The organism is Nostoc sp. XA010 (assembly GCF_020829625.1).
GTDB lineage: Bacteria > Cyanobacteriota > Cyanobacteriia > Cyanobacteriales > Nostocaceae > Nostoc.
In genome coordinates, this window is sequence record NZ_JAIVFX010000012.1 from 60094 (window position 1) to 85251 (window position 25158).

26 protein-coding genes are annotated in these 25158 nt (G+C 42.2%); 19 read left to right on the forward strand and 7 right to left on the reverse strand.

The features are described 5' to 3' along the window. The first annotated feature begins 104 nt into the window (after positions 1-104). The 10 genes from LC608_RS18675 to LC608_RS18720 all read left to right on the forward strand — a co-directional run bounded on the left by LC608_RS18675 (position 105) and on the right by LC608_RS18720 (position 8204). The gene (locus LC608_RS18675) at positions 105-1391 is read left to right on the forward strand and encodes a Na/Pi cotransporter family protein (protein ID WP_229554945.1); all 1287 of its coding nucleotides are present in this window, start codon (positions 105-107) and stop codon (positions 1389-1391) included. A gap of 16 nt (positions 1392-1407) precedes the next feature. Next, positions 1408-2460, forward strand: a complete 1053-nt coding sequence (locus LC608_RS18680; RefSeq protein WP_229554946.1) for a PstS family phosphate ABC transporter substrate-binding protein — start codon at positions 1408-1410, stop codon at positions 2458-2460. Positions 2461-2481: 21 nt separating this feature from the next. Next, positions 2482-2763 carry a hypothetical protein gene (locus LC608_RS18685; RefSeq protein WP_229554947.1) on the forward strand — a complete coding sequence of 94 codons (282 nt, stop codon included), beginning with the start codon at positions 2482-2484 and terminating at the stop codon, positions 2761-2763. A gap of 150 nt (positions 2764-2913) precedes the next feature. Continuing rightward, entirely contained in the window at positions 2914-3126 is a 213-nt protein-coding gene (locus LC608_RS18690; RefSeq protein WP_229554948.1) for an SDR family NAD(P)-dependent oxidoreductase, read from the forward strand. Between the two features lie 179 nt (positions 3127-3305). After that, the gene (locus LC608_RS18695; RefSeq protein WP_229554949.1) at positions 3306-4268 is read left to right on the forward strand and encodes a DMT family transporter; all 963 of its coding nucleotides are present in this window, start codon (positions 3306-3308) and stop codon (positions 4266-4268) included. A 15-nt stretch (positions 4269-4283) separates the two neighbouring features. Next, entirely contained in the window at positions 4284-4937 is a 654-nt protein-coding gene (locus LC608_RS18700; RefSeq protein WP_229554950.1) for an HAD family hydrolase, read from the forward strand. Then, the gene (locus LC608_RS18705) at positions 4937-5713 is read left to right on the forward strand and encodes a sulfite exporter TauE/SafE family protein (protein ID WP_229554951.1); all 777 of its coding nucleotides are present in this window, start codon (positions 4937-4939) and stop codon (positions 5711-5713) included. The genes LC608_RS18700 and LC608_RS18705 overlap by 1 nt, the downstream gene beginning before the upstream one ends. A gap of 145 nt (positions 5714-5858) precedes the next feature. Next, positions 5859-6254 carry an oxalurate catabolism protein HpxZ gene (gene hpxZ, locus LC608_RS18710; protein WP_229554952.1) on the forward strand — a complete coding sequence of 132 codons (396 nt, stop codon included), beginning with the start codon at positions 5859-5861 and terminating at the stop codon, positions 6252-6254. A gap of 537 nt (positions 6255-6791) precedes the next feature. After that, entirely contained in the window at positions 6792-6923 is a 132-nt protein-coding gene (locus LC608_RS37305; RefSeq protein ID WP_229555072.1) for a fatty acid desaturase, read from the forward strand. A gap of 3 nt (positions 6924-6926) precedes the next feature. After that, entirely contained in the window at positions 6927-8204 is a 1278-nt protein-coding gene (locus LC608_RS18720; protein WP_229554953.1) for a glycosyltransferase, read from the forward strand. Between the two features lie 324 nt (positions 8205-8528). Here the strand turns inward: LC608_RS18720 and LC608_RS18725 are convergent, their stop codons facing one another. The 4 genes from LC608_RS18725 to LC608_RS18740 all read right to left on the reverse strand — a co-directional run bounded on the left by LC608_RS18725 (position 8529) and on the right by LC608_RS18740 (position 12546). Beyond that, the gene (locus LC608_RS18725) at positions 8529-9377 is read right to left on the reverse strand and encodes a cyanophycinase (protein WP_229555073.1); all 849 of its coding nucleotides are present in this window, start codon (positions 9375-9377) and stop codon (positions 8529-8531) included. A 432-nt stretch (positions 9378-9809) separates the two neighbouring features. Next, positions 9810-10334 (reverse strand): hypothetical protein, encoded by a 525-nt coding sequence (locus LC608_RS18730; RefSeq protein ID WP_229554954.1) that lies wholly within the window; start codon positions 10332-10334, stop codon positions 9810-9812. Positions 10335-10465: 131 nt separating this feature from the next. Then, the gene (locus tag LC608_RS18735; RefSeq protein WP_109007262.1) at positions 10466-10846 is read right to left on the reverse strand and encodes a signal peptidase I; all 381 of its coding nucleotides are present in this window, start codon (positions 10844-10846) and stop codon (positions 10466-10468) included. A 188-nt stretch (positions 10847-11034) separates the two neighbouring features. Next, complete coding sequence (locus LC608_RS18740) at positions 11035-12546, reverse strand: energy transducer TonB (RefSeq protein WP_229554955.1); 1512 nt, start codon at positions 12544-12546, stop codon at positions 11035-11037. 342 nt (positions 12547-12888) lie between these two features. Here LC608_RS18740 and LC608_RS18745 point away from each other — a divergent pair, with 342 nt between their 5' ends. Both LC608_RS18745 and LC608_RS18750 read left to right on the forward strand, forming a co-directional pair. Beyond that, positions 12889-13542 carry a MotA/TolQ/ExbB proton channel family protein gene (locus LC608_RS18745; RefSeq protein ID WP_229554956.1) on the forward strand — a complete coding sequence of 218 codons (654 nt, stop codon included), beginning with the start codon at positions 12889-12891 and terminating at the stop codon, positions 13540-13542. Next, complete coding sequence (locus LC608_RS18750; RefSeq protein ID WP_229554957.1) at positions 13526-13930, forward strand: biopolymer transporter ExbD; 405 nt, start codon at positions 13526-13528, stop codon at positions 13928-13930. Before LC608_RS18745 ends, LC608_RS18750 begins: the two co-directional genes overlap by 17 nt. A gap of 131 nt (positions 13931-14061) precedes the next feature. Here the strand turns inward: LC608_RS18750 and LC608_RS18755 are convergent, their stop codons facing one another. Next, on the reverse strand, positions 14062-14826 hold the full coding sequence (locus LC608_RS18755) for a thioesterase II family protein (RefSeq protein ID WP_229554958.1): 765 nt from the start codon (positions 14824-14826) through the stop codon (positions 14062-14064). Positions 14827-14891: 65 nt separating this feature from the next. Between LC608_RS18755 and LC608_RS18760 the strand changes: the two genes are divergently transcribed. Together LC608_RS18760 and LC608_RS18765 are read left to right on the forward strand one after the other, a co-directional pair. Continuing rightward, positions 14892-16988, forward strand: a complete 2097-nt coding sequence (locus tag LC608_RS18760) for an NACHT domain-containing NTPase (protein WP_229554959.1) — start codon at positions 14892-14894, stop codon at positions 16986-16988. Positions 16989-17029: 41 nt separating this feature from the next. Continuing rightward, on the forward strand, positions 17030-17290 hold the full coding sequence (locus LC608_RS18765; protein ID WP_229554960.1) for a type II toxin-antitoxin system HicB family antitoxin: 261 nt from the start codon (positions 17030-17032) through the stop codon (positions 17288-17290). 313 nt (positions 17291-17603) lie between these two features. Here the strand turns inward: LC608_RS18765 and LC608_RS18770 are convergent, their stop codons facing one another. Further along, positions 17604-18065, reverse strand: coding sequence for a globin domain-containing protein (locus LC608_RS18770; protein ID WP_229554961.1), 462 nt, complete (start codon positions 18063-18065; stop codon positions 17604-17606). A 206-nt stretch (positions 18066-18271) separates the two neighbouring features. Between LC608_RS18770 and LC608_RS18775 the strand changes: the two genes are divergently transcribed. From LC608_RS18775 to LC608_RS18790, 4 genes are all read left to right on the forward strand, one after another. Further along, positions 18272-19705: a carotenoid oxygenase family protein gene (locus LC608_RS18775; RefSeq protein ID WP_229554962.1), complete on the forward strand. Its 1434-nt coding sequence runs from the start codon at positions 18272-18274 to the stop codon at positions 19703-19705. A 142-nt stretch (positions 19706-19847) separates the two neighbouring features. Further along, a complete protein-coding gene (locus tag LC608_RS18780) occupies positions 19848-20429 on the forward strand; it encodes a Uma2 family endonuclease (RefSeq protein ID WP_229554963.1) in 582 nt (193 codons plus the stop codon). A gap of 354 nt (positions 20430-20783) precedes the next feature. Further along, complete coding sequence (miaB, locus tag LC608_RS18785; protein ID WP_229554964.1) at positions 20784-22148, forward strand: tRNA (N6-isopentenyl adenosine(37)-C2)-methylthiotransferase MiaB; 1365 nt, start codon at positions 20784-20786, stop codon at positions 22146-22148. 138 nt (positions 22149-22286) lie between these two features. Beyond that, positions 22287-22856, forward strand: a complete 570-nt coding sequence (locus tag LC608_RS18790; protein ID WP_229554965.1) for a Uma2 family endonuclease — start codon at positions 22287-22289, stop codon at positions 22854-22856. Positions 22857-22899: 43 nt separating this feature from the next. Here LC608_RS18790 and LC608_RS18795 read toward each other — a convergent pair whose 3' ends face one another. Next, positions 22900-23067, reverse strand: coding sequence for a hypothetical protein (locus tag LC608_RS18795; protein WP_229554966.1), 168 nt, complete (start codon positions 23065-23067; stop codon positions 22900-22902). 726 nt (positions 23068-23793) lie between these two features. On the opposite strand from LC608_RS18795, the gene thrC reads away from it, so the two are divergent. Continuing rightward, a complete protein-coding gene (thrC, locus tag LC608_RS18800; RefSeq protein ID WP_229554967.1) occupies positions 23794-25104 on the forward strand; it encodes a threonine synthase in 1311 nt (436 codons plus the stop codon). The last annotated feature ends 54 nt before the right edge of the window (positions 25105-25158 follow it).

Sequence of the window (25158 nt, forward strand, 5' to 3'; positions counted from 1 at the left end):
TGCGTGTACGAGTCAGAGCAATAAGATATTTGAGTGTAACTGTTTTTGTTAAGCAGAACACATGACTTTCATGAAGAAAAATGTAGCAATTGCAAGGAGTAGCTGTGTTTTTTTTGAAAAAACTTAATAAGAAGTTTCTGAAATTTTTAAGTGTTGCTTTGTTCGTGCTGACGTTAGTTTTATACCCTTCTCTTTTGGGACGTGTACCGTTAGTCAGCTCACTTTCATCAGAGGTTAGCATTATCCAGGCGTTGGCAAAGCCACTCCAAGGGAGTATCGCTCCTGAAAATGCACCAGCAACCATTCAATTTGATACTAGTCAAGCTGCCTTTGCATCTGAAGGTTCAGAAGCAAAAGCCGACAAGAAAGATCCTGTCCTTGACTTCTTCAAAATGGCGATGGGTGCGTTAGCAGGTTTAGTGCTGTTTATCTTTGGTGTCACTCGTCTGTCTGAAGGGCTAGAAAACCTGGGGACAGAGCGGATGAAAAATTTCTTAAGTAAATGTACCACCAATCGCTTTGCTGGTGTACTCACTGGAGCGGTAGCAACGACGCTATTAGAGTCCTCCTCAGTGACAATTATCATGGTAATTGCAATGGTGAGTGCTGGTGTATTGACCTTCGTGCAATCCCTCGGTGTGGTACTCGGATCTAACATTGGTACAGCAGTCGGGGCACAGATCATCTCTCTCGACATTAAACTATATGTTCCCCTATTAATGTTTGCCGGGTTATTGCTGTTATTTCTGGGAAAAACAGATCGGCAGAAAACCATCGGCATTATCATACTGGGATTTGGCTTAATGTTCTATGGGCTAGAAGCAATTGACGAAGCGATGAAGCCCTTCCGCACATACACACCATTCATCACTTGGATGGAAACCTTAGGCAGTAATCCTTTCTTGGGTGCTGTAGTCGGAGCCATTTTTACCGTGATCATTCAATCTTCCTCTGCAACGGTGGCGATCGTGATTACTTTGGCAAGTTCTGGCATCATTGCTCTGCCTGCGGGAATCGCAATTATGTTAGGTGCAGAGGTTGGTACTTGCGCTGATACACTATTGTCTACCATTGGTCGGGGTAGCGCGGCTCTAAGAACAGGCGTTTTTCACTTACTATTTAACCTGGTCAGTGTCACTGTGGGAATTATTTTTGCACCTCAACTCGTCCAACTAGCTCAAGCAATCTCTGGTGGAGGTGGCGTAGGGCGAGAAGTTGCTAATGCTCAGATGATCTTTAACATCTTAGGTGTTGTACTTGTAATTGGCTTTCTGCCTATAGTCGTTCGCCTGTTAGAAAGGCTCGTTCCTGATAGTCAAGCTGATTTAGAACGGCAACGTCGCCAACAAGAGAAGCAGAAAACGTCTGAACAAGTCGGTGCTAGTGCTTAAAGTAGGTAAAACGATCATGGTTTCTCAAACTCGATTGGCATTTTTAATCTCGTTGGCAACTTTGGGATTGGCAGCTTGCGGTAATAATCAAACAGAGGATACAACAGTTTCCTTTCCTCAAGCTGTAACTCAAGCAGAGGAAGTGAGCGCTTCGGGAAATTTATCAGGGTCGATTAAGATTGACGGCTCTAGTACAGTATTTCCGATTTCAAAGGTGATGACAGAAGCATTCCAGAAGTCAAATCCTGGTGTGCAATTCACAGTAGGAGTGTCAGGAACAGGCGGAGGATTTAAAAAATTCTGTGCCAATGAAACTGATATTAGTGGCGCATCTCGCCCGATCAATGCTGAAGAAATGCAGCTTTGTAAGCAAAATAATGTAGAGTTTGTTGAGCTACCCATTGCCTTTGATGGGCTAGCAGTTGTGGTCAACTCCCAAAACAATTTTGCCAGCTGCTTAAAGTTGGGTGAATTGAAAAAGATGTGGGAGCCAGCCGCCCAAGGCAAAGTAACGAATTGGAATCAAATTCGTTCTAACTTTCCCAATCAACCCTTAAGTCTTTATGGGCCTGACACTGAGTCTGGTACTTATGACTATTTCACACTTGCAGTTGTAGGTGAGGAAGGAAAAAGCCGCAGTGACTATTCTAAGAGCAAAACTGACACAGCTTTGGTGGAAGGAATTGCGGCTAATCCTAATGGATTAGGCTATTTTGGCTATGCCTACTACTTAGCAAATCGAGACAAATTAAAACTTGTGGCTGTTGATAGCGGTAGTGGTTGTCTACAGCCCAGTCCCCAAACGATCGCCGATTCTCGTTACCAACCGCTTGCTCGCCCCGTATTTATTTACGTCAAGAAATCGGCTGCAAAACGTCCTGAAGTTAAAGCTTTTAGCAATTTCTATCTCTCACCACAGAACGCCGATTTAATCCTCCAAGTTGGTGATGTACCCCTACCCAGCATCGCCTTACAAGCAGCCAGTGGTCGCTTGGATAGGGGTGAGACGGGGACTAAATTTGGCGGTAGAGGTTCTGTGATTGGCGTGAAACAAGAAGCTCTCAATTAGAGTGGAAAGGGCAATTTAGCTATGTCTAATACCAATTTCTCCAAAAACAGATTTAAACCTGAAAACCCAGATGAAATCCGACGCCTCTCTGGCGACTTGAAGCAACTGGGGTGCGAATTCCATTCGCTAGGGCTATGGGTATTTTTACAAAAGTCAAAAGAAGCAGGGGAGCAGGGAGCAGGGGAGAAAGCTGAAACGGAGCTTGTACTCCGCTTCACGGCAACTCTTGGAGACGCTGCGCGAACGAGGCAGGGATTGCTCCCCTTGCTCCCAGCAAGAACTGCCCCTCCGCCTCTTCGGTGAGATGCTCCCGTTCACACTTCTCTACCGCCTATATGTGAAGAAGTTAACGTCAATAAATAGCCGTCCGGCCCGGTCAAAGTAAATGAAGTGTGGATTCTGCCTGTTTCGATCTCAGAAACAGTCAGCCCCCACTTTTTAAAAGTATCTCTGGTGGCAAAAACATCATCTACCATCAGATCAAAAGGCGCATTGATTCCGGGAGCGATCATCACAGGAGGAAGTGCGGGAATTGGTTTAGCCACCGCCAAAGCACTTTATAGTGAAGGTGTAAATGTAGCGATGTCTACGACGGGCTACGCCTACGCAGCCCGCAATCAAGAACGCTTAGATCAGGCTGTAGCAGACATCCAGCCCGTCCGGTGAACCAGTTCACCACAAAGACTGCTCCTGAACCTGTGGGCGTCGGTTCCTTGGCATAGTTTTGATTGAACAACTGGCAGCGTTTTTGAAGCGACGGCTTTGATTTCCTCAAACTTCATCTGGTTTGTTATTCCAGTGGTTTTAACAATACAATCAAGTCGTGTCTAAGGAAACTTTTTATCGTGTTGGGCATCCTGACGGTTCTACTATCCTCTTTTGTTTTGACGTTTCACAACGTTACTGTCCGAGTTTTGTTTTCAGAACATCTCGTACTAGGTTTATTTTTACTTGGTGGATACGTTAAACCGGATTTGCAGAATTCCTTCTTGCTGATGTTCATGCGAATGCTGCTAGTAGTTCCACTCATGGCATCTCTATCATTTAAGCTGTATCCATCTGCTTGGACAGAATTTCAAGACTTGTTAACCCGCAAGCGCAGGGATGTTCTAATCCAAGCTCTTGGCTGTGGGGTGCTGATGTTTGTGTATATTGCCTCACTCTACATTGCTATTGGCTTGATTCCCACAGGTATTGCCTTGACCCTCTTCTTCACTTATCCCGTATTTACAGCACTGCTTTCTTGGAGGTTTTTTGGCGATCGCCCCACATTGTTCCGTTGGCTGGTAATGGCTATTATTCTAGTGGGAAGCGCTCTCACCATTCCCCAATCTTCTGCTACCTACAGCAGTCATACCATTGCGATCGGCATTTTCGCTAGTTTTGGCGCTGGGATCGTTTACGCCTTTTATTGCATCATTGCTCAACAATGTTTAGAAAAATTCCATCCAATTCCCTTTACTTGGATCAGTTTTGCTTCCACTCTACTGCTTTCTGGTGTTAGCTTACTGTTTTGGCCAGCTAAAAGCGGTCAACTTGATTGGACACCCTTATGGATTGGTAGCATATTTTCAGGTCTTGTCAGCTTTCTCGGACACACTTTAAACAATGTGGGAATTCGGATGGTTGGCGCATCTACCGCTTCCATAATCGGCTCTAGCAGTCCAGCATTGACAGCGTTAGTTGCATGGATAACCATTAACGAAACTTTAAATGTGATTCAGAGTATAGGGATTGGTGTTGTCACATTGGGCATCGCGTTACTTAGTGCAGAAGGCTTTGTGAAATCGCTCAAAATTAGGGGTTGAATTGGGAATTAAGATATGCCTTTCTCCGCTATCCTTTTTGATCTTGACGGAACTTTGACAGATCCTAAACCTGGCATCACTGGTTGCATTCAGTATGCGCTCTCTGAACTCGGTTACAAACCACCGGATGCTGATGAATTACATTGGTGTATTGGCCCACCACTGAAAGATAGCTTTACGCAATTACTCAATACCTTGGATAGCACAGTAATTGAACAGGCTATTTCACTTTATCGTCGTCGCTTTGCCACAATTGGATTATTTGAAAACTCCCTTTATCCCCAAATTACGGAAGTTTTAAAAGCTATTCGTTTTGCTGGCTATAAAACTTTTGTTGCGACTTCTAAACCATATATTTATGCTACACAAATTATTGAATTTTTTGGCTTATCATTGCTTTTCGATGGTGTTTATGGTAGCGAACTTGACGGAACACGGAGCATAAAAGGCGACTTAATTCAGCATATTTTATTAACAGAAAAACTTTTACCCTCAACTGTGGTGATGGTAGGTGACCGCTCACATGACATTATTGGAGCCAAACGCCATCAAATAGCTTCAATTGGTGTCACCTATGGCTATGGAACTGAGGAGGAATTAAAAGCTCATGGTGCTGACTTGATTGCCCATTCTCCAAGTGATATTCCCAAATTAATAATTCGTAAATAATGCCGCCATCTTTAACACTTTTCCATAGCTTACTTCTATTTAGTACCGCTTTCATTGCAGGCGGCTTAAATGCTGTAGCGGGTGGTGGAAGCTTTATCACCTTTCCAACTCTTATCTTTACGGGTGTCGCTCCAATCGCAGCTAATGCCACCAATAATACTGCAATTTGGGTGGCTTCCCTAGCCAGTGCTGGAGCATATCGTCAAGATTTGGGCATTGAGCGGCGAGATTTTTTACTTCTATGTGGCGTCAGTTTAGTTGGTGGCATGATTGGCTCCATAGCTTTGTTGTATACATCGCCAGATATCTTTAAAAAGCTGATTCCCTATCTATTACTGCTAGCAACAGTTGTGTTTACCTTTGGCGAACCGTTCAAAAAGTGGTTGCAGCGTCGAAACCAGAATACATCACCGGAATCTGTACCCTTGTTTAATTTGCTACTGGCTCAACTAGCGATCGCCATCTATGGCGGTTTCTTTGGCGCAGGTTTAGGGATTTTAATGCTGGCAACTCTGACATTTTTAGGTATCAAAAGTATTCACAAAATGAATGCTTTTAAGACATTTTTAGGGAGTTGTATCAATGGTATTGCGATCGTTCCATTTATTTTTGCAGGTGTGATTGCTTGGCATCAAGCTATTTTGATGGCAGTTGGTGGCTCTCTTGGTGGTTATTTAAGCGCCCATTATGCTCGTAAACTTGAACCGCACTTAATTCGGAAATTTGTCATGATTGTTGGCTTTACGATGACTGCCTACTTTTTTATTCACGGTTAAGAACTGGGAACAACTCAGGCGTGATGTATGGAAGCATCAGAAAATTACATTTGAATCTACGTACTGAAGAAGCTTAAAAGAAAAATAGCTCTGGCTATTTGAAAGAGTGCATAATCAGCCATAACATCAAAAATTGGTAACAACAATGACTACTATAAATGACCCTACTGTTGTAGCTGAAGTAACCGATTTGTACCTCAAGTACGAAGAAGCCCTTTCTAATAACAATTTGGAGGTGATGGATAGCTTGTTTTGGGATGCGCCAGAAGTAGTGCGCTTTGGAATCACAGAAAACCTCTATGGTAGCGATGAACTTCGTAATTTTCGCCAGAATCGACCAAACCCAAAAATAGAGCGAGAAATCTCGAACCTCAAGGTTATAACCTTTGGGAAAGATGCAGCAACAGTGACTCTAGAGTTTCGCCGGATTATTAATGGTGTAGAGCGTTTCGGGCGACAAAGCCAGACTTGGTATAGGTTTACCGAAGGATGGAAGGTGGTTTCAGCCCATGTTTCATTCATAGGAAGGGATGTTTTTTAATGCTTTTGTGTTTATTAGCACAAAAGTATTTAACATTAGTCTGTTTTAAAAGATAGAGCAACTTTGATAAGCAGTAGTATTACTTGTGGAAAAAATCAAGTTTAATGCGGAGAACTCTTACCAGTAGCCAATAATAATATACCTTTATTAAATCTGTTTTACAGTCTTTACTAATAGAATATTTTATGCTTGCTATTTAAGTAATCGTGCATAAATAAATATTTAGGATGACTTCCAAGTAGAACTACAGATAGAAAGCAGAAACTTGTTAAACCGATAGTATATATGAAGGCATTAACCAAGCAATTAATTCAACAGCTTTCTAGTTTCATATAACTTAACCAACCTAATTTTAGATTTAGACATGCAGCTAATTAAGCCGAAACGAAAAGCTGTAGTTAATGCTTGCATTTTATTTTTTTACCGACTCATTGAACTATTTGATTTTGGTAAATTTTGTTCCAACAATAACCTGAACCAAGTTACGTTCATCCCCATCACGCTCAAACAATTTTATTACCAGTTTTTTGGTAACTCATTAGTTGCTATTACTTTGGCTACCATCAAGAACATCATGAGTATCCCGATGTACCTTGGTGGAAACTTCCAGCATACAAGCACAAAGCATGGCAATCACCCCTAAGCCCTCAATACCCTGTTAACTTTTGACTTATGACTCACTTTGGCATAATTTGTCCACCCTATCCCGGACACCTGAATCCCCAAGCTGCTTTGGGAAGAGAACTGCAATCGCACGGTCATCGCGTCACCTTCCTACAAATCCCAGATTTGGAATCAAAGGTGCAATGCGAGGGGTTAAATTTCTATCCGATTGGCGAAGCGATTTATCAACCTGGCTCAATGGCTCAAACTTTTGCTCAGTTGGGAAAGTTAAGCGCCCTGAAGGCGTTGGATTACTCCCTCGGCTTTTGCCAGCAAATGGTTGAAATAATTTGCCAAGATGCACCTAAAGCGATCGCAGCGACAGGAATAGAAGTTTTACTGGTAGATCAACTCGAACCGGCTGGTGAAACGGTAGCAGAATATCTCAATCTCCCGTTCATTTGCGTTTCTTGTGGACAGGTAATTCACCGTCAAGCCGATGTTCCTCCTTTTTTCACTCCCTGGAATTATCAGAATACCCATCTGTCAAAAATCCGCAATCTCTTGGCTTATTACTTTTTAGACCGCAGTTGTCAACCGATTTTACAAACAATTAATCGCTACCGCCAAGAATGGAAGTTGTCTGATTATCGCCACATCTATGCTTCCAACGCACAACTTGCCCATATTAGTCAACAGCCTGAGTTATTTGAGTTTCCCATTCCCGACCTGCCATCGCATCTGCATTATGTTGGCCCGTTGCGAAATGCTTCACCACAATTAGTTACATTTCCCTATGAGAAGTTGACTGGACAACCGATGATTTATGCTTCTCTTGGAAGTGTGCAAAACACCAAAGAAGCAGTATTTCATTGTATTGCTGCTGCTTGTCAAGGACTGGATGTACAACTAGTAATCGCGCATGGGGGTGGGATGAGTGAAGAAGCAGTGCGTTCGCTTCCGGGTTCTCCTTTAGTAGTTGAGTATGCTCCGCAACCAGATATATTAGCGCACGCTAGCCTGACAATAACTCATGCAGGCATGAATACGACATTAGATTCACTTACCTATGGCGTACCTGTAGTAGCGATTCCAATCACCTTTGAGCAACCAGGAACTGCTGCGCGAATTCGCTCTACAGGAGTAGGAGAAGTGATTTCTCTACAGAAACTAAATATTTCCAACCTGCGAAGGGCAATTAAGCGAGTGTTGACGGAAAATTCTTACAAAAAAAATGCCCGCAGAATTCAGCAGTCAATTGAACTTTCAGGCGGCGTGAAACAAGCAGCAAATATAATTGAGCAGGTTACTCAACGAAAATCGGTGGATTTAGTCATTAGTCATTAGTACTAATGGCTAATGACTAGATTTTCCCACGGCTTTTTATGAAAACGATAGCGGAGCGTTAACGAGTCTACGAGTGTCGCGATCGCAAGAGCGTGTCAAAAAGACTTACGATATTTTCGTAGCCGTGGGATGAGTTAAAGGCTTCAAAGTTAAGGGACTTCCAGAAAATAAATTATCCAATTTACTCAGATAATATATATTTTCTTTCTCCCCCTGCCCTCTGCTCCCTGCTCCCTGCCCTCTGCCCCCTGCCCCCTGCCCTCTGCCCCCTGCTCCCTGCCCCCTGCCTACACAGCGATAGGATATTTTTTTAGTTGGAAGTCCCTAAGTATTTGGTGAACCTGCTAATACAGACACATTTGGGATAGAGCCATTATTTAAGATAGGTTGGCGAGTTTCCAAATCAAATTTGTAGCCACGCGGTAATATATGAAGCTTTGCTCCACAAATTGCTAAAGCCTCATCCTTTAAAATTTCGCCCATATTGTCGTATGTAGCCTTTACATCAACAATTGTGACTGAACCTTCACCAATGATTTCAACTTGTCTATCAGTAACTACCATCGCAGTATTCTCATCAATACCAAATCCTAAATCAGCAGGCTCTTGTACCAAAGCTGAAATTAAGCGCCCCAAGCGTCCACGCTGTAAAAAATGTTGGTCAATTACTACTCCTGGCAGAAAGCCTAAACCTGGGCCCATCTCTATAATTTCTATCCGAGGGTTAGTTTGAGAATCGCCTTCTACAATCATTTTATCTGGCATCATAGCTGCTCCTGCGCTTGTGCCTGCAATAACTGCCCCTTCAGCTAAACGCTTGTGAATAGCTCTGTCAAGTTCAGTATCTTTAATAACGCTTGTAATTCGAGCTTGATCTCCTCCAGTAAAGAATATTCCTGTGGCTTTGCTGACAGCTTCTAATGCACTAGAAGAAGATGCATCATCACGAGTTTCTGTATCAACAATCCGAGCATCTTCAGATCCTAACCGTTCAAATACTCTAATATAATTTTCTCCAACCTCTCTAGGTAGTTCTGTCGCTGCTGTCATAATTACTATTCTTGCCTTCGTACCCCCAGCGCGTCGTACAAATTCGCGCAGGATTTCACAATCTTCCTTTTTATCTTCAGCTCCGCCAATAATTATGAGTTGTTTGCTATTACTTTCCACAATAACGACTCCTAATATTAAATTAAGTAACTTCAATTAACTATGAAAATTAACATTACTCCATCAGTCTTTGGAGATATTGAACTACATCCTTGAAGATGAAATTTTTGATTAAAATTATTTAATTTAGGGTGAATAATCTAAAATAAAATTCTCAGCTTTGCTGTAATTAAAAAGACAACCTGTTTCCCTTTTGTACAGCAGTCCTGTGACTTTGCTTGATGTTTGGAAATTGCCTATGTTGATATGTCTAGGACTTACGCAAAATATCTCTCAAACTCTGATTTCTCCGTGTCCTCTGCGCCTCTGCGGTAGCCTGCGGCAAGCCGAAGCGTCTACGTTATTTCGTAACTCGTGCGTAAGTCCTAATGTCATCAAAAGCTATAGGCTGTTGACTAATAAGTTGTGAAATTGGCAATCATGCAAGTTCGCACTTTATTGCACTTTCTTCAGGTATTGACGAACTCCTTCGCTCATTTGTTGGAAATTAGGTGTAATCTGTTTTACTAATGAATTCTCAACGATACCAGCGATCGCCACTGTTAACTGCTGTGGTGTACCCTTGATCTGCTGCGGATCAATGATTAGTTCACCCCGGCTTTGGATTAGCGTTCCTTTATCATCTTCGAGAAAGTGATTTTTGCCTGTACAGTGAACTGCTTCAGTAAAAGCGTGGGTTTTAATATGCCAACTAGTTGTAAATTCAGAATTATTCCAAATAGAATCTTCTGTCCAATTGAGCAAATCTTCGCTTAGAAAAGCACGCGCTATTGCTGGAAGATTAGCACCACCATACCACTCATGTACTAAGTATAAAAGCCCGTTTTGCTCTTGGCTTGATTTGAACTTAATTTGTCTAACCTTTGATATGTAGGGTACAAGTTCCGTTAGCTTGTCTCGATAAGTCGCATAAACCGAAGGACGAGGAAAGGGGATACGAGCATCAATGGAAATTAACATAGAAATTCGTATAGCATAAAACGTTATTTAGGTTGTAGCCAAGAAAGCTTTTAGTTGTTTCTATGAAAGTGGATAGTTACCCCTTTATTCCGAAGAAGTGCGGAATGTGGGTTGAAAATTATTATTGTTATTTATTGTGGCGATCGCACTGCTACACTATCACCTGGTGTTGAAGGCCATCTCACCGTCAGAATAGTACAGTCAGACTGAGCAACCCAGCAATGTGGCACACCCGCAGACCACAGCACATAATCACCCTCACGAGATAGAATCATCTCCCGATCCTCAAACTGAAGGCAAAATTGGCCATTAATCAAAATCGAAAGAGTCGCGGCTGTGTCATTTACTCCCCACTCAGTTCTACTGTCTCCTGCTTTATGGACACCCCACTTTATTTCTAGTGCTGTGGTTGAGCGAGGATCATCATCTGGGGTGATGAAGTAACCCATAAACCAACCCCAGCGATTTGCACCTTCGCTAGCAGCATTCCCAAAAATAACTTTAGGCTGCATCACTCACCTTCTTCATTCATAACTAATCAAAATAGATGAACACAGATAATTAATTATCAAAATTATCTGCGTCCATCTGCGTCCATCTAGGGATTTAGATTAAGGTGAGTTCGACTAACCTCTTCCTTTGGAAGAAAATCGATCTGGCTTTGCAAGGGGATAGATAAGTAAGTTTGCGTACACCGTAGCTACTCTTGACTGGGAGTAGCAGGTTGCGATTGAGGTGATTGAGGTTGTTGGCGTAAACCGCGCAAAGACTCCCGCAACTTGTTCTGGCTAGTGTTATCTCTTCGCCGCCGCCGCTTTATGGTTGCTGGTGGCTTTTGTGATGAATCGGTAGCCCTTTGCTCACGTTGGATACTGCGTAAGGAATCTCTTGCACTTCCTTGAGTGCGAGTTGTTCTAGCTGGAGATGATGGGCTTGTAGCAGGACTTTCCGCTCTTTGAGGTTCTAGTCGCCGACTAAATCCAGATATTGCTGGTTTTGTGGCTGTAGCTCCATTAAATGAAGGTGGCAACTCTCTGCGCCTACGTCTTGAAGTTTGTTGTGTGGAGTTTGCAGTAGTTGCCTGCTGGGTTCTTTCTTCTGCTTGTCTTTGTGCTTGTCTTTGTGCTTGCCGTTCTTGAACTTGGCGCGATCGCCGTGAACCTTTTATGGCAAATTCAGTGGCTATAGCTACCCCTTGTCTACCACCTTCTGCGGGTTTTAATTTCCACTCACGCGCTTGTCTGGCGGTTTCTTCATCTAATTCACGGTTTCCACTGGAGCGAGCAATCCGCACATTGGTAACATTGCCTTGTGCATCAGTATCTACAGCTACTTCTACTCTGCCTTCAACTCCCCGCCGTCTTGCTGCCTCTGGATACTTGGCATTACATTCGCGGCAGGCTGCACGACCATTACCTGGACTGTTAATTTTTGGAGGTGTAGGCGCTGTTGCTACTGCGGGACGGTTTCCTGTACCACTACCAATGCCGCTACCAGTACCACTACCAATGCCACTACCAATGCCGCTACCAGTACCACTACCAATGCCACTACCAATTCCACTACCAGTGCCAGTGCCAGTTCCGCTACCAATGCCACCGCCAGTGCCAGTGCCAGTACCTCCACCAGTGCCAGTACCACTACTTGTACCTACAGCAATACCACTACCTGAACCTAAACCAACACCAGAGCCACCACCACCGCCACCACCGCCACCACCCGCCGAACTTGCTTTGGAATCTCCAGATAAAGCTGATCGTGGAACGGATGCAGATTTCACAGGAACTTCTGGCGCTAATCGTGGAATGGGTGCAGACTTCACAGGAACTTCTGGCTTGCTAGCAATTGCTTCTGGCGGTGTATTTGTCGGCTGTGGCTTCTGAGCAACTGCTGTAATCTGTTCAAATTGCTGCTGAACTTTTTCTACTGGTGGAGTTTCTATAGGCTGTTTTTGGACAACTTCTGGTTCTTTTTTTATTTCTTCTGGAATCTGTGCGATTGGTTTTTCTGGTTCCGCAGTTGGAGAATCAACCATCGCCAACTCTATTGGTTCTTCTTCTCCTGTAGGGACTCTCGTCAAATAATTACTTATGCCTGAGGACAGTACGCCGATATGCAGCGCCAGTGAACCTATCAGACTGTAAGTCAGAAAAGACTTGAGAGCCTCAACTTCTTTGGAACGTTGCTCGACAGTAATGCCAGAAAAGCTCATAGCTATTGCTACCCATTCTCACTAACTTAGCTATCTTAGAATGCAAGGTTACAAATATCAAGTAAAAAATTAAAATTACTTGCGATCGCCTTATGGAACCCTGCATTAGTAAAAACATCTTATCAAACCACCTATATCATGGTTTTTGGATAAAATTAATTTTTGTTGCAATCTAATTAAATTAATTTATGTAAAACAAACGAACAAGTAAATAAAAATCATCAGCATTACATTTGAAAAAATTATCATTATATTTTATATTTTATTGAGAATAAGTTTCAGCTTTTCTCTAGATTCTGGTAGTCTAATTTTGTATTGTGGATGACGTTATAGAGGCACTACATGGGAATTCAGAATTTGTTTGCAGCAGGCGGTATCGTCATGTGGCCCCTGTTGGCGTTTTCGGTCTTGGGCGTGGCACTGATCATCGAGCGGATCAGGTTTTGGGTAAGGATCAATCAGCGTCAAAGCCGCGTGGTGCGAGATGTTTTGAATCTCTACCGTCTCGATAATGTTGTCGGTGCAATGGATAAACTTCAGAAAAACGCAGATTTGCCACTCGCCCGGATTTTTCTAGCGGCTTTAGAATTAGAGGAGCCAAATCCAGAGGAATTTCGTTTGGCGTTAGAAAGCGAAGCGCAGGCTGAGATCCCTGTGTTAAAACGTTTCCAAAACCTTTTCGAGACAATCATTAGTCTGGCACCACTGTTGGGTCTTCTCGGCACAGTATTAGGATTGATAACCTCCTTTGCTTCCCTAAATCTTGGTGACGTGGGAGGTAGCAAAACGGCAAGTGTTACAGCTGGGATTAGTGAAGCCCTAGTATCAACAGCATCAGGATTGATAGTTGCTATATTCATACTCTTGTTTGCCAATACCTTCCGGGGGCTGTACCAACGGCAAATTGCACTAATTCAGGAGTATGGGGGACAGCTAGAATTACTTTACCGCCGTCGCTATGAACGAGGAGAAAAAATGTATGCGTCTACCAGATGAGCCAGAACTTCCATTACAGATCAACATCGTGCCGATGATTGATGTGATATTTGCAATTTTGACATTTTTTATCATGTCAACTCTGTTTTTAACCCGCTCAGAAGGTTTACCAGTAAATTTACCCAAGGCCACCACAGCGAAACAACAGCAAGTTCCCACTAGAATTACGATTACGGTAGATGAAAAAGAACAGGTAAGCCTGAACCGTAACCCAGTTGCAATTGATGATTTGACAGCGCAAGTACGTACTCTAGTTGGTTCAAACCCAGAAGTGTTGGTAATTATTAATGCTGATGAAAAAGTTGATTATGGTCGGGTAGTAGCGGTGATGGATCGGGTACGTCAAGTTGAAGGGGCAAAGTTAGCGATCGCTACCCAAAAACAATAAGTCTCAATATTGTACATAAAAAGTTCAGCGAGTCAGAAAATTTCTCTATTCTGACTCCTAACTCTTTTTTGTGTGATGGCAGAGCAAGTAAATTTATTTATAGGGATTATTAATTTTGATTTTTGACTTCTCTAAAGGCGCTGACGCATTTGCAATTTTTGAGATATAAGTTTTAATAATAATTCTTGCTGTGAATGGATAAAAAAGTGGTCACTGTTGAACTCATGTAATGAGAAAGCAGCGATAGTCTGCTCTCGCCATGCTTGCAATGCCTCATGACTAACTTCTTGGTCTTGCAAACCACCAAAAACAGTAATAGGACACTCCAAGGGCTGTTCTTGAGTGTAAATATAAGTTTCTAGAACGGCAAAATCTGCCCGCAAAATGGGGAGGAACATCTGCATCAGTTCCTGGCTTTCTAGTACTGCTTTGGGTGTACCGTTAAGACTGCGTAGCTCATTGAGCAAATCAGGGTCTGATAGGATATGGAAGGGTGGTTTTGTGGACGGGATTTGTGGGGCGCGACGAGCAGAGATGAAGAGATGAAAGGGAGCAAGACTATACTGAGAGCGAAGTAGATGGGTCAACTCAAAGCTAACTAATCCGCCCATACTGTGACCGAAGAAAGCGAATGGTTTGTCTAAGTATGGTAATAGAACTGGAGCGATCGCTTCAACAAGAGATTCTAATCGCATCAAAGGTGCTGACTTAATCTGTCTTCCTCGTCCCGGATATTCCACAGCGCAGACTTCGACATTACTAGGAAGATTATTAGGCCATGTGCGAAAAATTGCCGAGTTTCCACCAGCGTAGGGGAAGCAGAATAAACGCAAGTTGGCTTGAGGATTTGGTTGAGGACAGATAACCCAGGAATTGAAGCTTGGTGTAGTTGTCATAATAGAGCTTAGAGTTGGATAATACAACTTTGCTTTAATTTTTAAGTATATTAACTGATAATCTTATGACAGGAATGGAACCTTGGGCTATATCAGCCGTTAGCGGTGTCGCCGCTATGTTTGTCCAAATCGGTGGTCAGGCTTTAGGAGTATTGGGCAAAACTCTGGATGAAAAAACCAAGAAGTTAATTTTTGCTGCATCAAATCAATATGAAAAGAACTACGAACAACGGCATGGCATTATCAAAGTATTAGGAATGCATGAACCTGTCAAGCTGGAATCGCTCTATACATCGGTGCAGTTTTTAGATGATGATGCTATTCAGAGTTTTGAATCTATTGAAAATTTAGAAAATTTATATCGCCAAGCTAACAGCCGCAGATTCCAATCTCAAAATTGTGGCAAACAAGAAGGAATAAAAGTTGCTAATGATAAGCAATATCTGATGGTTCTTGGTGGACCTGGTGCAGGAAAGTCTACATTTGTACGGAAGATAGGACTAGAAGCACTCAAAGGTAAAAAAGGAGGATTTAAACATGCCTGCATTCCAGTTTTTATCGAATTGAAAAGGTTTGGATCTGGCAATATCGATATTAAAGCATTTATTACTGAAGAGTTTGGTATTTGTGGCTTTCCATCACCAGATAAATTTGCAGCCAAAGCTTTAGAAGAACGTAAATTACTAATTTTGCTGGATGGGTTGGATGAAGTACCAACAAAAAATTTGACTGAGGCAATTAGCCAAATTCAAAACTTTGTTGACAAGTATGATCAAAATCGTTTCATTGCCTCCTGTCGCACGGCGGCTTATCGCAGCGATTTTCGTCGCTTTAGCGATGTATCAATGGCAGATTTTGACGATGCTCAAATTCAGCAATTTATTTATAACTGGTTTCATTCAGATACAGATAAGCAGGAGAAGACAGGCGAGAAATGCTGGGAGCTACTACAAAAACCAGAACATCAAGCTGCAAAAGAATTAGCACACACACCTTTATTGCTGACATTTTTGTGTTTAGTTTATGACCGTTCCCAAAGTTTTCCAGATAATCGCAGTGTTCTTTATCGGAAGGCACTGCGGATATTGCTAGAAGAGTGGGCATCAGAAAAGCGAATTCTCAGAGATGAGATTTATCAAGGACTACATACAGAATTAGAAGAGATATTACTATCAGAGATTGCTTATACAGGTTTTGAGTCTGACAGACTGTTCTTTTCAGGGCGCGATATTGTTCAGCAAATTAAAACATTTTTAGCGAGTAATCTGAATGCACCTCAGCATTTAGATGGGGAATCGGTGCTGAATGCGATCGCTATTCAACAAGGAATTTTAGTAGAACGCGCCGAGGATGTATTTTCTTTTTCACATCTAACGCTACAGGAATATTTAACAGCACAGTATATTGATGACCATCGGCAAGTTGAGAAATTAGTTACTGAACATCTTGTAGATGAACGCTGGAAAGAGGTATTTTTGTTGGTAGCTGGGTTAATGCGTGGTGGTGCAGATGATTTGCTGCGGTTGATGGAAAAGGAAGCGCAAAAATATATTAATACCCCGAAGTTACAAGCTTTATTAAACTGGGCAGAACAGGTAACAGCTGGATCGCCAGGGGATTTTAAACCTGTGGGTAAACGCGCAGTTGCAATTGCGATCGCCTACACCTACGCCAACACTTACGCCAACAGCTACAACCTTGACAACAGCTTTGCTAATGCCATTGCCAACACCTATGCCATTGAGATTGCCAACACCTATGCCATTGAGATTGCCAACACCTATGCCATCGCCATCACCAACCCCATCAACATCGCTAAAGGTATCAATTACTCTCGTGAACTAGAAAAATTAAAAATCTTCAATAACATCAATTTTACTGTGCTGATTGCTCGGCTAGAAGCACTGAGAGCTAAAGTTACTGATGATCAACAGCCACAAGAAGCGCGTCTTGTATTTCCTGAACGCCTCCAAAAAACTTTACTTAATGCTTTCAATCTCACCCAAGAAATGGTCAACTTATCAGAGGAAGAAGCGAAAGCACTCGGCGATTATCTCTACGCCAATTACCTCATCATGCAATGCAAACAAGCAGCAGTACGGGTGTCACCCCAAACCTGGGAAGCAATTGAGGCGCGAATGTTGTTGGTTCCAGGTGATTAAGCAACAATAGAACAATAAAAAGATAGCCAGATAAACGCTCCATGAGTTCATTACAACAGGCTAAAGATACAAAAACTCGAACCTTTACAGCAATCTTGCATTGGGAAGAGGATGTTTACGTAGCTGAATGTCCAGAGGTGGGAACCGCCAGCCAAGGAGAGACGATAGAAGAAGCGATGTCTACGACGGGCTACGCCTACGCTAATTTGCGGGAAGCAATGGAACTTTATTTAGAAGAGTTCCCACTTTCTGAGACAGCACCTCGTCTGTTGCTAACCACATTTGAGGTAACCAGTGCCTAAGCTACCAAGAGTTCGAGCCTCTAAAGTTATTAGTGTTCTGGAACGCTTAGTACAGTTTTGCATAATAAACATAGCGTTTTTAATGCAGGGGGACGCATTAACATTGTATCGGGATGCATTGGTATTGTATCGGCACGCATTAACATTGTATCAGGATGCATTGGCATTGTATCGGCACGCATTAACAATGTATCGGAATGCATTAGTATTGCAGAGGGATGCATTGGCATTGTAGGATATTGCCAAATTTAATTTCCTACGAATTAATGAAATGCTCTACTAACTTCTGTCGTTATAACACTAAGTTCTGTGGTTAGGAATGCACAAGCTGTGGTTTTTTCTCTTCATCTATATATATGTCATGTTCTCTGTTGATAAACACCTCAGACAATGCCTGATAAGCTTCAGTCCAAGCTGTCATAACTTCTTCTGTAGCAGCTTCCCCTAAAACATCTTTCATCGCTTGCAGTAAACTTTCTCCAACAATAGGATATTGCTCTGGTGTAACATGGGTTTGCACATGACGATGGGCAATCTTTTCCACCATCGATTTTAAAGCAGGCAAATTATCAATCTGGGCAGCATAGCCATAAACTGCTGTAGCCAACCTCGCAGGCTGAGAACCATTTGCTTGAGCAGACATATCAAATTGTTCTCTGACTTCTGGATGGTTCTGAAACATAATTTCATACATCCGAGTTGTGATTTGCTGTCCGTTCTTTTTCAAAACAGGTGCAGTAGATTTAACGATATCTATTGTTTGTTGGCTAATCATAGTATCTTGAACCACTGGGAATGTTGATTGACTTCAATTTAGTGGTTATTTTTGGGAGTTACTATGAGCTAGCTCAGTTAACGGCTAATATCATGTCAAAGCCTCTATACATCTACAGCCAGAGGCATTGTTAAAAAATTGTAACAAAGATAAAAATGTAAGAATGCAACTATGTACATCGATAATTTATCAAACAAAACTTTAAAATGCATACCATCGAGCAAAAGTCAACTAAAAAAGCTTGGGCAGGTGCTAACGCCAAACCAGCTACAGAATTCCCCTCTACCCAACTGCCAATTATCTCTGGCAAAATTCCAGATGGCTTGCGTGGCACACTTTACCGCAATGGCCCCGCACGGCTAGAACGCGGTGGCATTCGCATGGGACACTGGTTTGATGGAGATGGAGCAATTCTAGCTGTAAATTTTAACGATGCAGGTGCAACCGGGGTTTATCGCTACGTACAAACCTCTGGCTATCAAGAAGAAGCCGCAGCAGGTAAATTACTCTACGGTAATTATGGCATGACTGCACCAGGGCCAATTTGGAATCAATGGCAAAAGCCCATCAAGAATGCTGCCAACACTTCAGTGCTAGCACTTCCAGATAAACTTTTGGCGCTGTGGGAAGGTGGTAAACCCCACGCCCTTGATTTAGAAACTTTAGAAACTTCAGGCGAAGATGATTTAGGGGGGTTAACTCAAGGATTAAACTATTCCGCACATTATAAGCGTGACAAGCAAACAGGGGAGATTTTTAACTTTGGCATTAGCCCTGGACAAAATGCGACGCTTAATATTTACAAAAGCGATTCGACTGGTCGGATTATCCAACAAGCCGCATATCAGCTAGATGGTGTACCATTGGTGCATGATTTCGTTTTAGCAGGGCAGTATCTTGTATTTTTCATTCCGCCAGTGCGGTTGAATGTCTTACCCCTGCTAATAGGGATAAACAACTATAGTGATTCGCTAGAGTGGCAACCTAGATTAGGAACTCAGATTTTAGTTATTGATCGAGAAACCCTATCTGTGGTGAGTCGTGGAGAAACCGAACCTTGGTTCCAGTGGCATTTTGGTAACGGTTATGTAGATGCTAGCGGCTCAGTGATTGTGGATATCGCCCGTTATGAAGATTTTCAAACTAACCAATATCTCAAGGAAGTAGCTACAGGTGAGACTCACACCCCAGCTAAAAGTACACTAACACGAGTTCATTTGCATCCCCAAACTGGCAAAGTTACGTCAATTCAGCAACTCTTCAAGGGACACTGCGAATTTCCGAATGTACCACAGCAAAACGTGGGGAAAGCTTCGCGGTACACATATATGTCAAAATCCCGTTCAGGAACAGATATTAGCCAAGAAATAGTAAATGCGATCGCTAGTTTTGATCATAAAACCGAAACCCTCACCGAAGCAAATTTAGGAGAAAATCGTTATCCTTCAGAACCCATCCACGCCCAAGACACCCAAAACCCTGAACAAGGTTGGATACTAACCGTTGTCTACGATGGTAATTCTCATACTAGCGAAGTTTGGGTATTTGATAGCGATCGCCTGGATGCCGAACCCGTTTGCAAACTAGGATTACCCAGCGTCATCCCCCACAGCTTCCACGGTACTTGGAACCCAGCCTAACAAACCCTCTGCGTTACCTCTGCGTTTCCCTTAGCGTTCCTCTGCGTTAAAAAAACAACGCTACAGTAAAAACGAATAGCATTGATCGGACTTAATCGCATCTGGTCAATGCAAAATCAAAAATACCAAAAAATCTTGCCCTATGCAATTACAAGAAAAACGCGACTATTCTCCCATAGAATACCTAGAACTAGAAGTCATTTCCGAGTATCGTCATGAATATATAGATGGTCAAATTATACCTATGACAGGTGGAACACCAAATCACAACCAAATAGCTGGTAATTTTTATGCAGCCCTCAATTTTGCCTTCAAGCGGCAACCTTATCGAGTATTCATGGCTGATCAACGTCTATGGATTCCCAAAAAGCGAATTCATACATATCCTGATGTCATGGTTGTTGCAGGTTCATTAGAATTTTCTGAGGGACGTAAAGATACAATTACTAATCCCTTAGTGATTTGTGAAGTGCTATCCAAATCTACCAGAAGCTATGACCTAGATGAAAAATTTGCCGCTTATCGGACCATACCCAGTTTTCAGGAATATGTTTTGATTGATCAATACAAAAATCATGTAGAACAGTATTCTAAAACTGACGAAAATAAATGGATTTTTTCAGAGTATGAAGAAGAAGGTAATATCTTAACACTATCCTCTATTCAATTTCAAATCCCTCTATCAGATATTTATGATAAAGTTGACTTTGAGGCTCAAGAATAACCTCACTCTAAGTGGTTAACTAAGCAACAACGTAAATATCAGCATTTATCACTGATAAGTCTATTATTATGTATATAAAGCTGCAAAAAACTGCATTTAAATTTATCTAACCTCGGTCAGAATTTCCATAATAAAAACGTTAGTTTGTAGTGTACCCCTTTGGGGATCTTGCTACGCATAACGTCTCGTCAAGAGGGTTACGCGAATAAAAGCAGCACTTCAGTCCTGACTACAAACATTTTTACAGATGAATGGACTACGGCTGAGATAACGAGTAAAAAAGAGACACTGCGTTACGCGGGTTAGAATAGAAATAAACCTTAGATACATTACCCTGATTAAACACAATTGCCCATGACCACTTCTAAACGCCACTACCACATCACTACTTTCGGTTGTCAGATGAATAAAGCTGACTCAGAACGCATGGCTGGCGTTTTGGAAGACATGGGCTTTGAATGGTCAGAAGATCCGAATAATGCAGATGTGATTCTCTACAATACTTGCACAATTCGGGATAATGCCGAGCAAAAAGTATATTCCTACCTTGGCAGACAAGCGAAGCGTAAACATGAGCAGCCTGATTTAACCCTCATCGTTGCAGGTTGTGTTGCCCAGCAAGAAGGTGAAGCGCTATTGCGGCGAGTCCCAGAATTAGACTTGGTTATGGGGCCACAACACGCCAACCGCCTCAAAGATTTGCTGGAGTCAGTGTTTGAGGGCAACCAAGTTGTCGCAACCGAGTCTGTTCATATTATTGAAGATATCACCCAGCCGCGACGGGATAGTAAAGTAACAGCTTGGGTAAACGTAATTTACGGCTGTAATGAACGCTGCACTTACTGTGTAGTTCCCAATGTGCGCGGTATCGAACAATCTCGTACACCCTCAGCTATCCGGGCTGAAATGGAAGAATTAGGAAGGCAAGGTTACAAGGAAATTACTCTACTCGGTCAAAATATTGATGCTTACGGCAGAGATTTGCCGGGAGCAACAGCAGAAGGACGGCATCTGCACAACTTCACAGATTTACTTTATTACGTCCATGATGTACCAGGAATTGAAAGGTTAAGATTTGCTACTAGCCACCCCCGCTATTTTACAGAGAGATTAATTAAGGCTTGTGCTGAGTTGCCCAAAGTCTGCAAACACTTCCACATTCCCTTTCAATCTGGAGATAATGAACTTTTAAAAGCGATGGCGCGGGGTTATACCCATGAAAAATATCGCCGGATTATTGATACCATTCGGCGGTATATGCCAGATGCTTCCATTAGTGCTGATGCGATTGTCGGTTTTCCTGGGGAGACAGAAGCACAGTTTGAAAATACCCTGAAACTGGTGGAAGATATTGGCTTTGACATGTTGAATACAGCAGCATATTCACCGCGTCCAGGGACACCAGCCGCTTTGTGGGACAATCAGCTAAGTGAAGAAGTTAAAAGCGATCGCCTCCAACGCCTGAATCATTTAGGAAACTTGAAAGTAGCCGAGCGATCGCAACGTTACTTTGGACGCATTGAAGAAGTCTTAGTAGAAGACCAAAATCTCAAAGATCAAACCCAGGTGATGGGACGCACTGGCGGTAATCGTCTGACATTCTTCAGTGGTGACATCAAAGAATTGAAAGGGCAGTTAGTCAAGGTAAAAATTACCGAAGTTCGCCCTTTTAGCTTGACGGGTGAACCAGTTGAAGTTAAGCAAGCTTTATCTGTCTGAGAAAATAGACATAGGAGTGAAATTAAATATGCGTTATCCATAACCCTTGTAGAGACGTAGCAATGCTACGTCAAAACAATTGTTTTTCACTCCTATGTCTAGAATTGATATAAGCACAAAACCTCATTATTAAAGCTTATGAACGCCATCACTTTGAATATCCCTAATCTGGGTATCGAGGGATTTTATGAACTTTGTCAAGCTAATCAAAATTTGCAGTTAGAACGTACTGAAACTGGAGAAGTTATAATTATGCCTCCAACCTATCCATCGACAGGTAAGAAAAACTCTGGTTTGAATGCTCAACTATGGAACTGGAACGATCGCACAAATTTAGGTATTGTATTTGATTCCTCCAGTGGTTTTACTTTACCTAATGGGGCGGTTTACTCACCCGATGCTTCTTGGGTAAGTAATGAAAAATGGGAGGCTTTAACTCAGACTCAACAAGAAGAAGAATTCTCTCCTCTCGCACCTGATTTTGTAGTCGAATTGCGTTCTAGTAGTGATTCTGTGAAAAAACTCAGAGAAAAGATGCAAGAGTATATTAACAATGGTGTTTGTTTAGGTTGGTTACTTGACCCGAAGAATAAAACAGTAGAAATTTTTCGTTTAGAGAAAGAGGTAGAAATATTAAAATCTCCTACAACTGTATTTGGTGAAGATGTTTTACCTGGGTTTGAATTGAATTTAAATAAAGTATGGTGAAAAGTGCAAATTCAACCTTTCTAGGACTTACGCAAAATATCTCTCAAACTCTGATTTCTCCGTGTCGCGCCAGTTGCTTCAAGTCGGGGAACCCGCCCAACGCACTGGCTTCTCTGTGCCTCTGCGGTAGCCTGCGGCAAGCCGTTCGCGTAGCGTCTCGTAGAGAAGCGTCTACGTTATTCCGTAACTCATGCGTAAGTCCTACTTTCATTAATTTGCGTTACAAAACCCTTATAGAGACGTGGCATTGCTACGTCAAAACAATTGTTTTTCATATCATTTACCCTGTGACATCACTGTTTACCGTGGTCGCTTACCGTTGATTATCAAAGCTAGCGATCGCAAATATAGATAACTTACTACTGTGTCCTGCTGAATCGTCGATGTAAATAGAAATGTAGCTTTCTTTTGTAGCAAAAAAAGACTTCCGTATAAATAAGTAACTTCTTTAGCAATGAATTAGTGCATCAAAGCTGAAAAGTCAACTTCATTTTGGCAACACACATAGCAATTTTAGGGGTTTAATCAGACATTAAAAAGACTAAAACTTATATATATAAATGCTTTTGAGTCTTTTTTGTCATCAATGTTTACTACCTGCTAGAGTCATTGAAATAAAAAATAGAAGGTTAATTTAAGTGATATAGATCACTCAAAATTGGGTAGTAATTTCAATTAATGCAAATTCATCATATTAATCATCAGTGTTAAGACTGAGTATCTGGAGCTAGTATCTAATTTTTTAACAAGTATAATCTATGTGTAAATACTAAATATAACGATTACGTATATAAAAATTTTACAGAAATCCTTTTTTTGAATACTAGCAATACCCGACATTTTTAGTCGGGTATGTTTGACGGGTATTTTTGCTCGTGTTAGTATCAGGCGACAGCAGACAGACAAACGCAGAAAGACAAACAGGGAAAGCTAGTTTATGACTCAGGCAATCAAAACCCAAACCCAAACCCAAACCAGCACTGCCTACTTTACAGCCTTGAAGTGTAAGGAATGTGGTGCGGAATATGAACTCAAAGCCAGTAATGTTTGTGAGTTATGTTTTGGCCCTTTAGAAGTCAAGTATGACTACAGCGCCCTCCGTCTGACTGTCACTCGTGAAAAAATTCAAGCCGGGCCCAATTCAATTTGGCGCTATCGTCCCTTTTTGCCTGTTGCAACTGACAATGTTATAGATGTGGGAACGGGTATGACTCCCTTGGTTCGTTCTCACCGCCTTGCCCGTCGCCTGGGTCTAAATAAGCTTTATATAAAAAATGATGCCGTTAATATGCCCACCCTTAGCTTTAAGGATCGGGTAGTTTCAGTTGCTCTATCGAGGGCGCGAGAGTTGGGTTTCACTACCGTTTCTTGCGCTAGCACTGGTAATTTGGCAAATTCTACAGCTGCGATCGCAGCTCATGCAGGTTTAGACTGCTGTGTATTCATCCCCGCAGATTTAGAAGCCGGTAAAATTATCGGTAGCCTGATCTACAGTCCCACCTTGATGGCCGTCAAGGGCAACTACGATCAAGTAAATCGTCTTTGTTCGGAAGTTGCTAATACACATGGCTGGGGTTTTGTCAACATTAATCTGCGTCCTTATTACTCTGAAGGATCTAAGACGCTAGGTTTTGAAGTTGCGGAACAACTAGGCTGGGAACTACCTGATCATGTTGTTGCTCCCTTGGCTTCTGGTTCACTCTTTACAAAAATTTATAAAGGGTTCCAAGAATTTATCGAAGTTGGTTTGGTAGAAAACAAGAGCGTCCGTTTCAGTGGCGCTCAAGCTGAAGGTTGTTCACCTATCGCCCAAGCCTTTAAAGAAGGACGCGACTTTATTAAGCCAGTAAAACCGAATACAATTGCTAAATCGTTAGCGATCGGTAATCCAGCAGACGGCATTTATGCTGTGGAGTTAGCTCAGAAAACTGGTGGTAACATTGAATCAGTCAATGATGCAGAAATTATTGATGGCATCAAGCTGCTGGCAGAAACCGAAGGCATCTTCACAGAAACAGCTGGTGGTACAACTGTGGCGGTGCTGAAAAAACTGGTAGAAGCTGGCAAAATTGATCCAGATGAAACCACCGTGATTTACATCACCGGCAATGGTCTGAAAACTCAAGAAGCAATCCAAGGCTACGTTGGCGAACCCTTGACTATTGATGCTAAACTCGATAGTTTTGAACGTGCGCTAGAGCGATCGCGTACTCTGGATCGCTTGGAATGGCAACAAGTCCTTGTTTAATTATGAGTTAGGAGTTATGAGTTATGAGTTTTTTATTACTAACTCCTAACTCCT

Excerpts from the sequence above, each read along its gene's own strand:
- LC608_RS18765 (WP_229554960.1), top strand. The coding sequence starts at position 17,030 with ATGAGTTCATTACAACAGGCTAAAGATACAAAAACTCGAACCTTTACA.
- LC608_RS18760 (WP_229554959.1), top strand. The coding sequence starts at position 14,892 with ATGACAGGAATGGAACCTTGGGCTATATCAGCCGTTAGCGGTGTCGCC.
- LC608_RS18730 (WP_229554954.1), bottom strand. The coding sequence starts at position 10,334 with ATGTTAATTTCCATTGATGCTCGTATCCCCTTTCCTCGTCCTTCGGTT.
- LC608_RS18740 (WP_229554955.1), bottom strand. The coding sequence starts at position 12,546 with ATGAGCTTTTCTGGCATTACTGTCGAGCAACGTTCCAAAGAAGTTGAG.
- LC608_RS18700 (WP_229554950.1), top strand. The coding sequence starts at position 4,284 with ATGCCTTTCTCCGCTATCCTTTTTGATCTTGACGGAACTTTGACAGAT.
- LC608_RS18790 (WP_229554965.1), top strand. The coding sequence starts at position 22,287 with ATGAACGCCATCACTTTGAATATCCCTAATCTGGGTATCGAGGGATTT.
- LC608_RS18780 (WP_229554963.1), top strand. The coding sequence starts at position 19,848 with ATGCAATTACAAGAAAAACGCGACTATTCTCCCATAGAATACCTAGAA.
- LC608_RS18745 (WP_229554956.1), top strand. The coding sequence starts at position 12,889 with ATGGGAATTCAGAATTTGTTTGCAGCAGGCGGTATCGTCATGTGGCCC.
- LC608_RS18720 (WP_229554953.1), top strand. The coding sequence starts at position 6,927 with ATGACTCACTTTGGCATAATTTGTCCACCCTATCCCGGACACCTGAAT.
- LC608_RS18685 (WP_229554947.1), top strand. The coding sequence starts at position 2,482 with ATGTCTAATACCAATTTCTCCAAAAACAGATTTAAACCTGAAAACCCA.
- LC608_RS18795 (WP_229554966.1), bottom strand. The coding sequence starts at position 23,067 with ATGAAAGTAGGACTTACGCATGAGTTACGGAATAACGTAGACGCTTCT.
- hpxZ (WP_229554952.1), top strand. The coding sequence starts at position 5,859 with ATGACTACTATAAATGACCCTACTGTTGTAGCTGAAGTAACCGATTTG.
- LC608_RS18755 (WP_229554958.1), bottom strand. The coding sequence starts at position 14,826 with ATGACAACTACACCAAGCTTCAATTCCTGGGTTATCTGTCCTCAACCA.
- miaB (WP_229554964.1), top strand. The coding sequence starts at position 20,784 with ATGACCACTTCTAAACGCCACTACCACATCACTACTTTCGGTTGTCAG.
- LC608_RS18750 (WP_229554957.1), top strand. The coding sequence starts at position 13,526 with ATGCGTCTACCAGATGAGCCAGAACTTCCATTACAGATCAACATCGTG.
- LC608_RS18680 (WP_229554946.1), top strand. The coding sequence starts at position 1,408 with ATGGTTTCTCAAACTCGATTGGCATTTTTAATCTCGTTGGCAACTTTG.
- LC608_RS18775 (WP_229554962.1), top strand. The coding sequence starts at position 18,272 with ATGCATACCATCGAGCAAAAGTCAACTAAAAAAGCTTGGGCAGGTGCT.
- LC608_RS18770 (WP_229554961.1), bottom strand. The coding sequence starts at position 18,065 with ATGATTAGCCAACAAACAATAGATATCGTTAAATCTACTGCACCTGTT.
- LC608_RS18735 (WP_109007262.1), bottom strand. The coding sequence starts at position 10,846 with ATGCAGCCTAAAGTTATTTTTGGGAATGCTGCTAGCGAAGGTGCAAAT.
- thrC (WP_229554967.1), top strand. The coding sequence starts at position 23,794 with ATGACTCAGGCAATCAAAACCCAAACCCAAACCCAAACCAGCACTGCC.
- LC608_RS18705 (WP_229554951.1), top strand. The coding sequence starts at position 4,937 with ATGCCGCCATCTTTAACACTTTTCCATAGCTTACTTCTATTTAGTACC.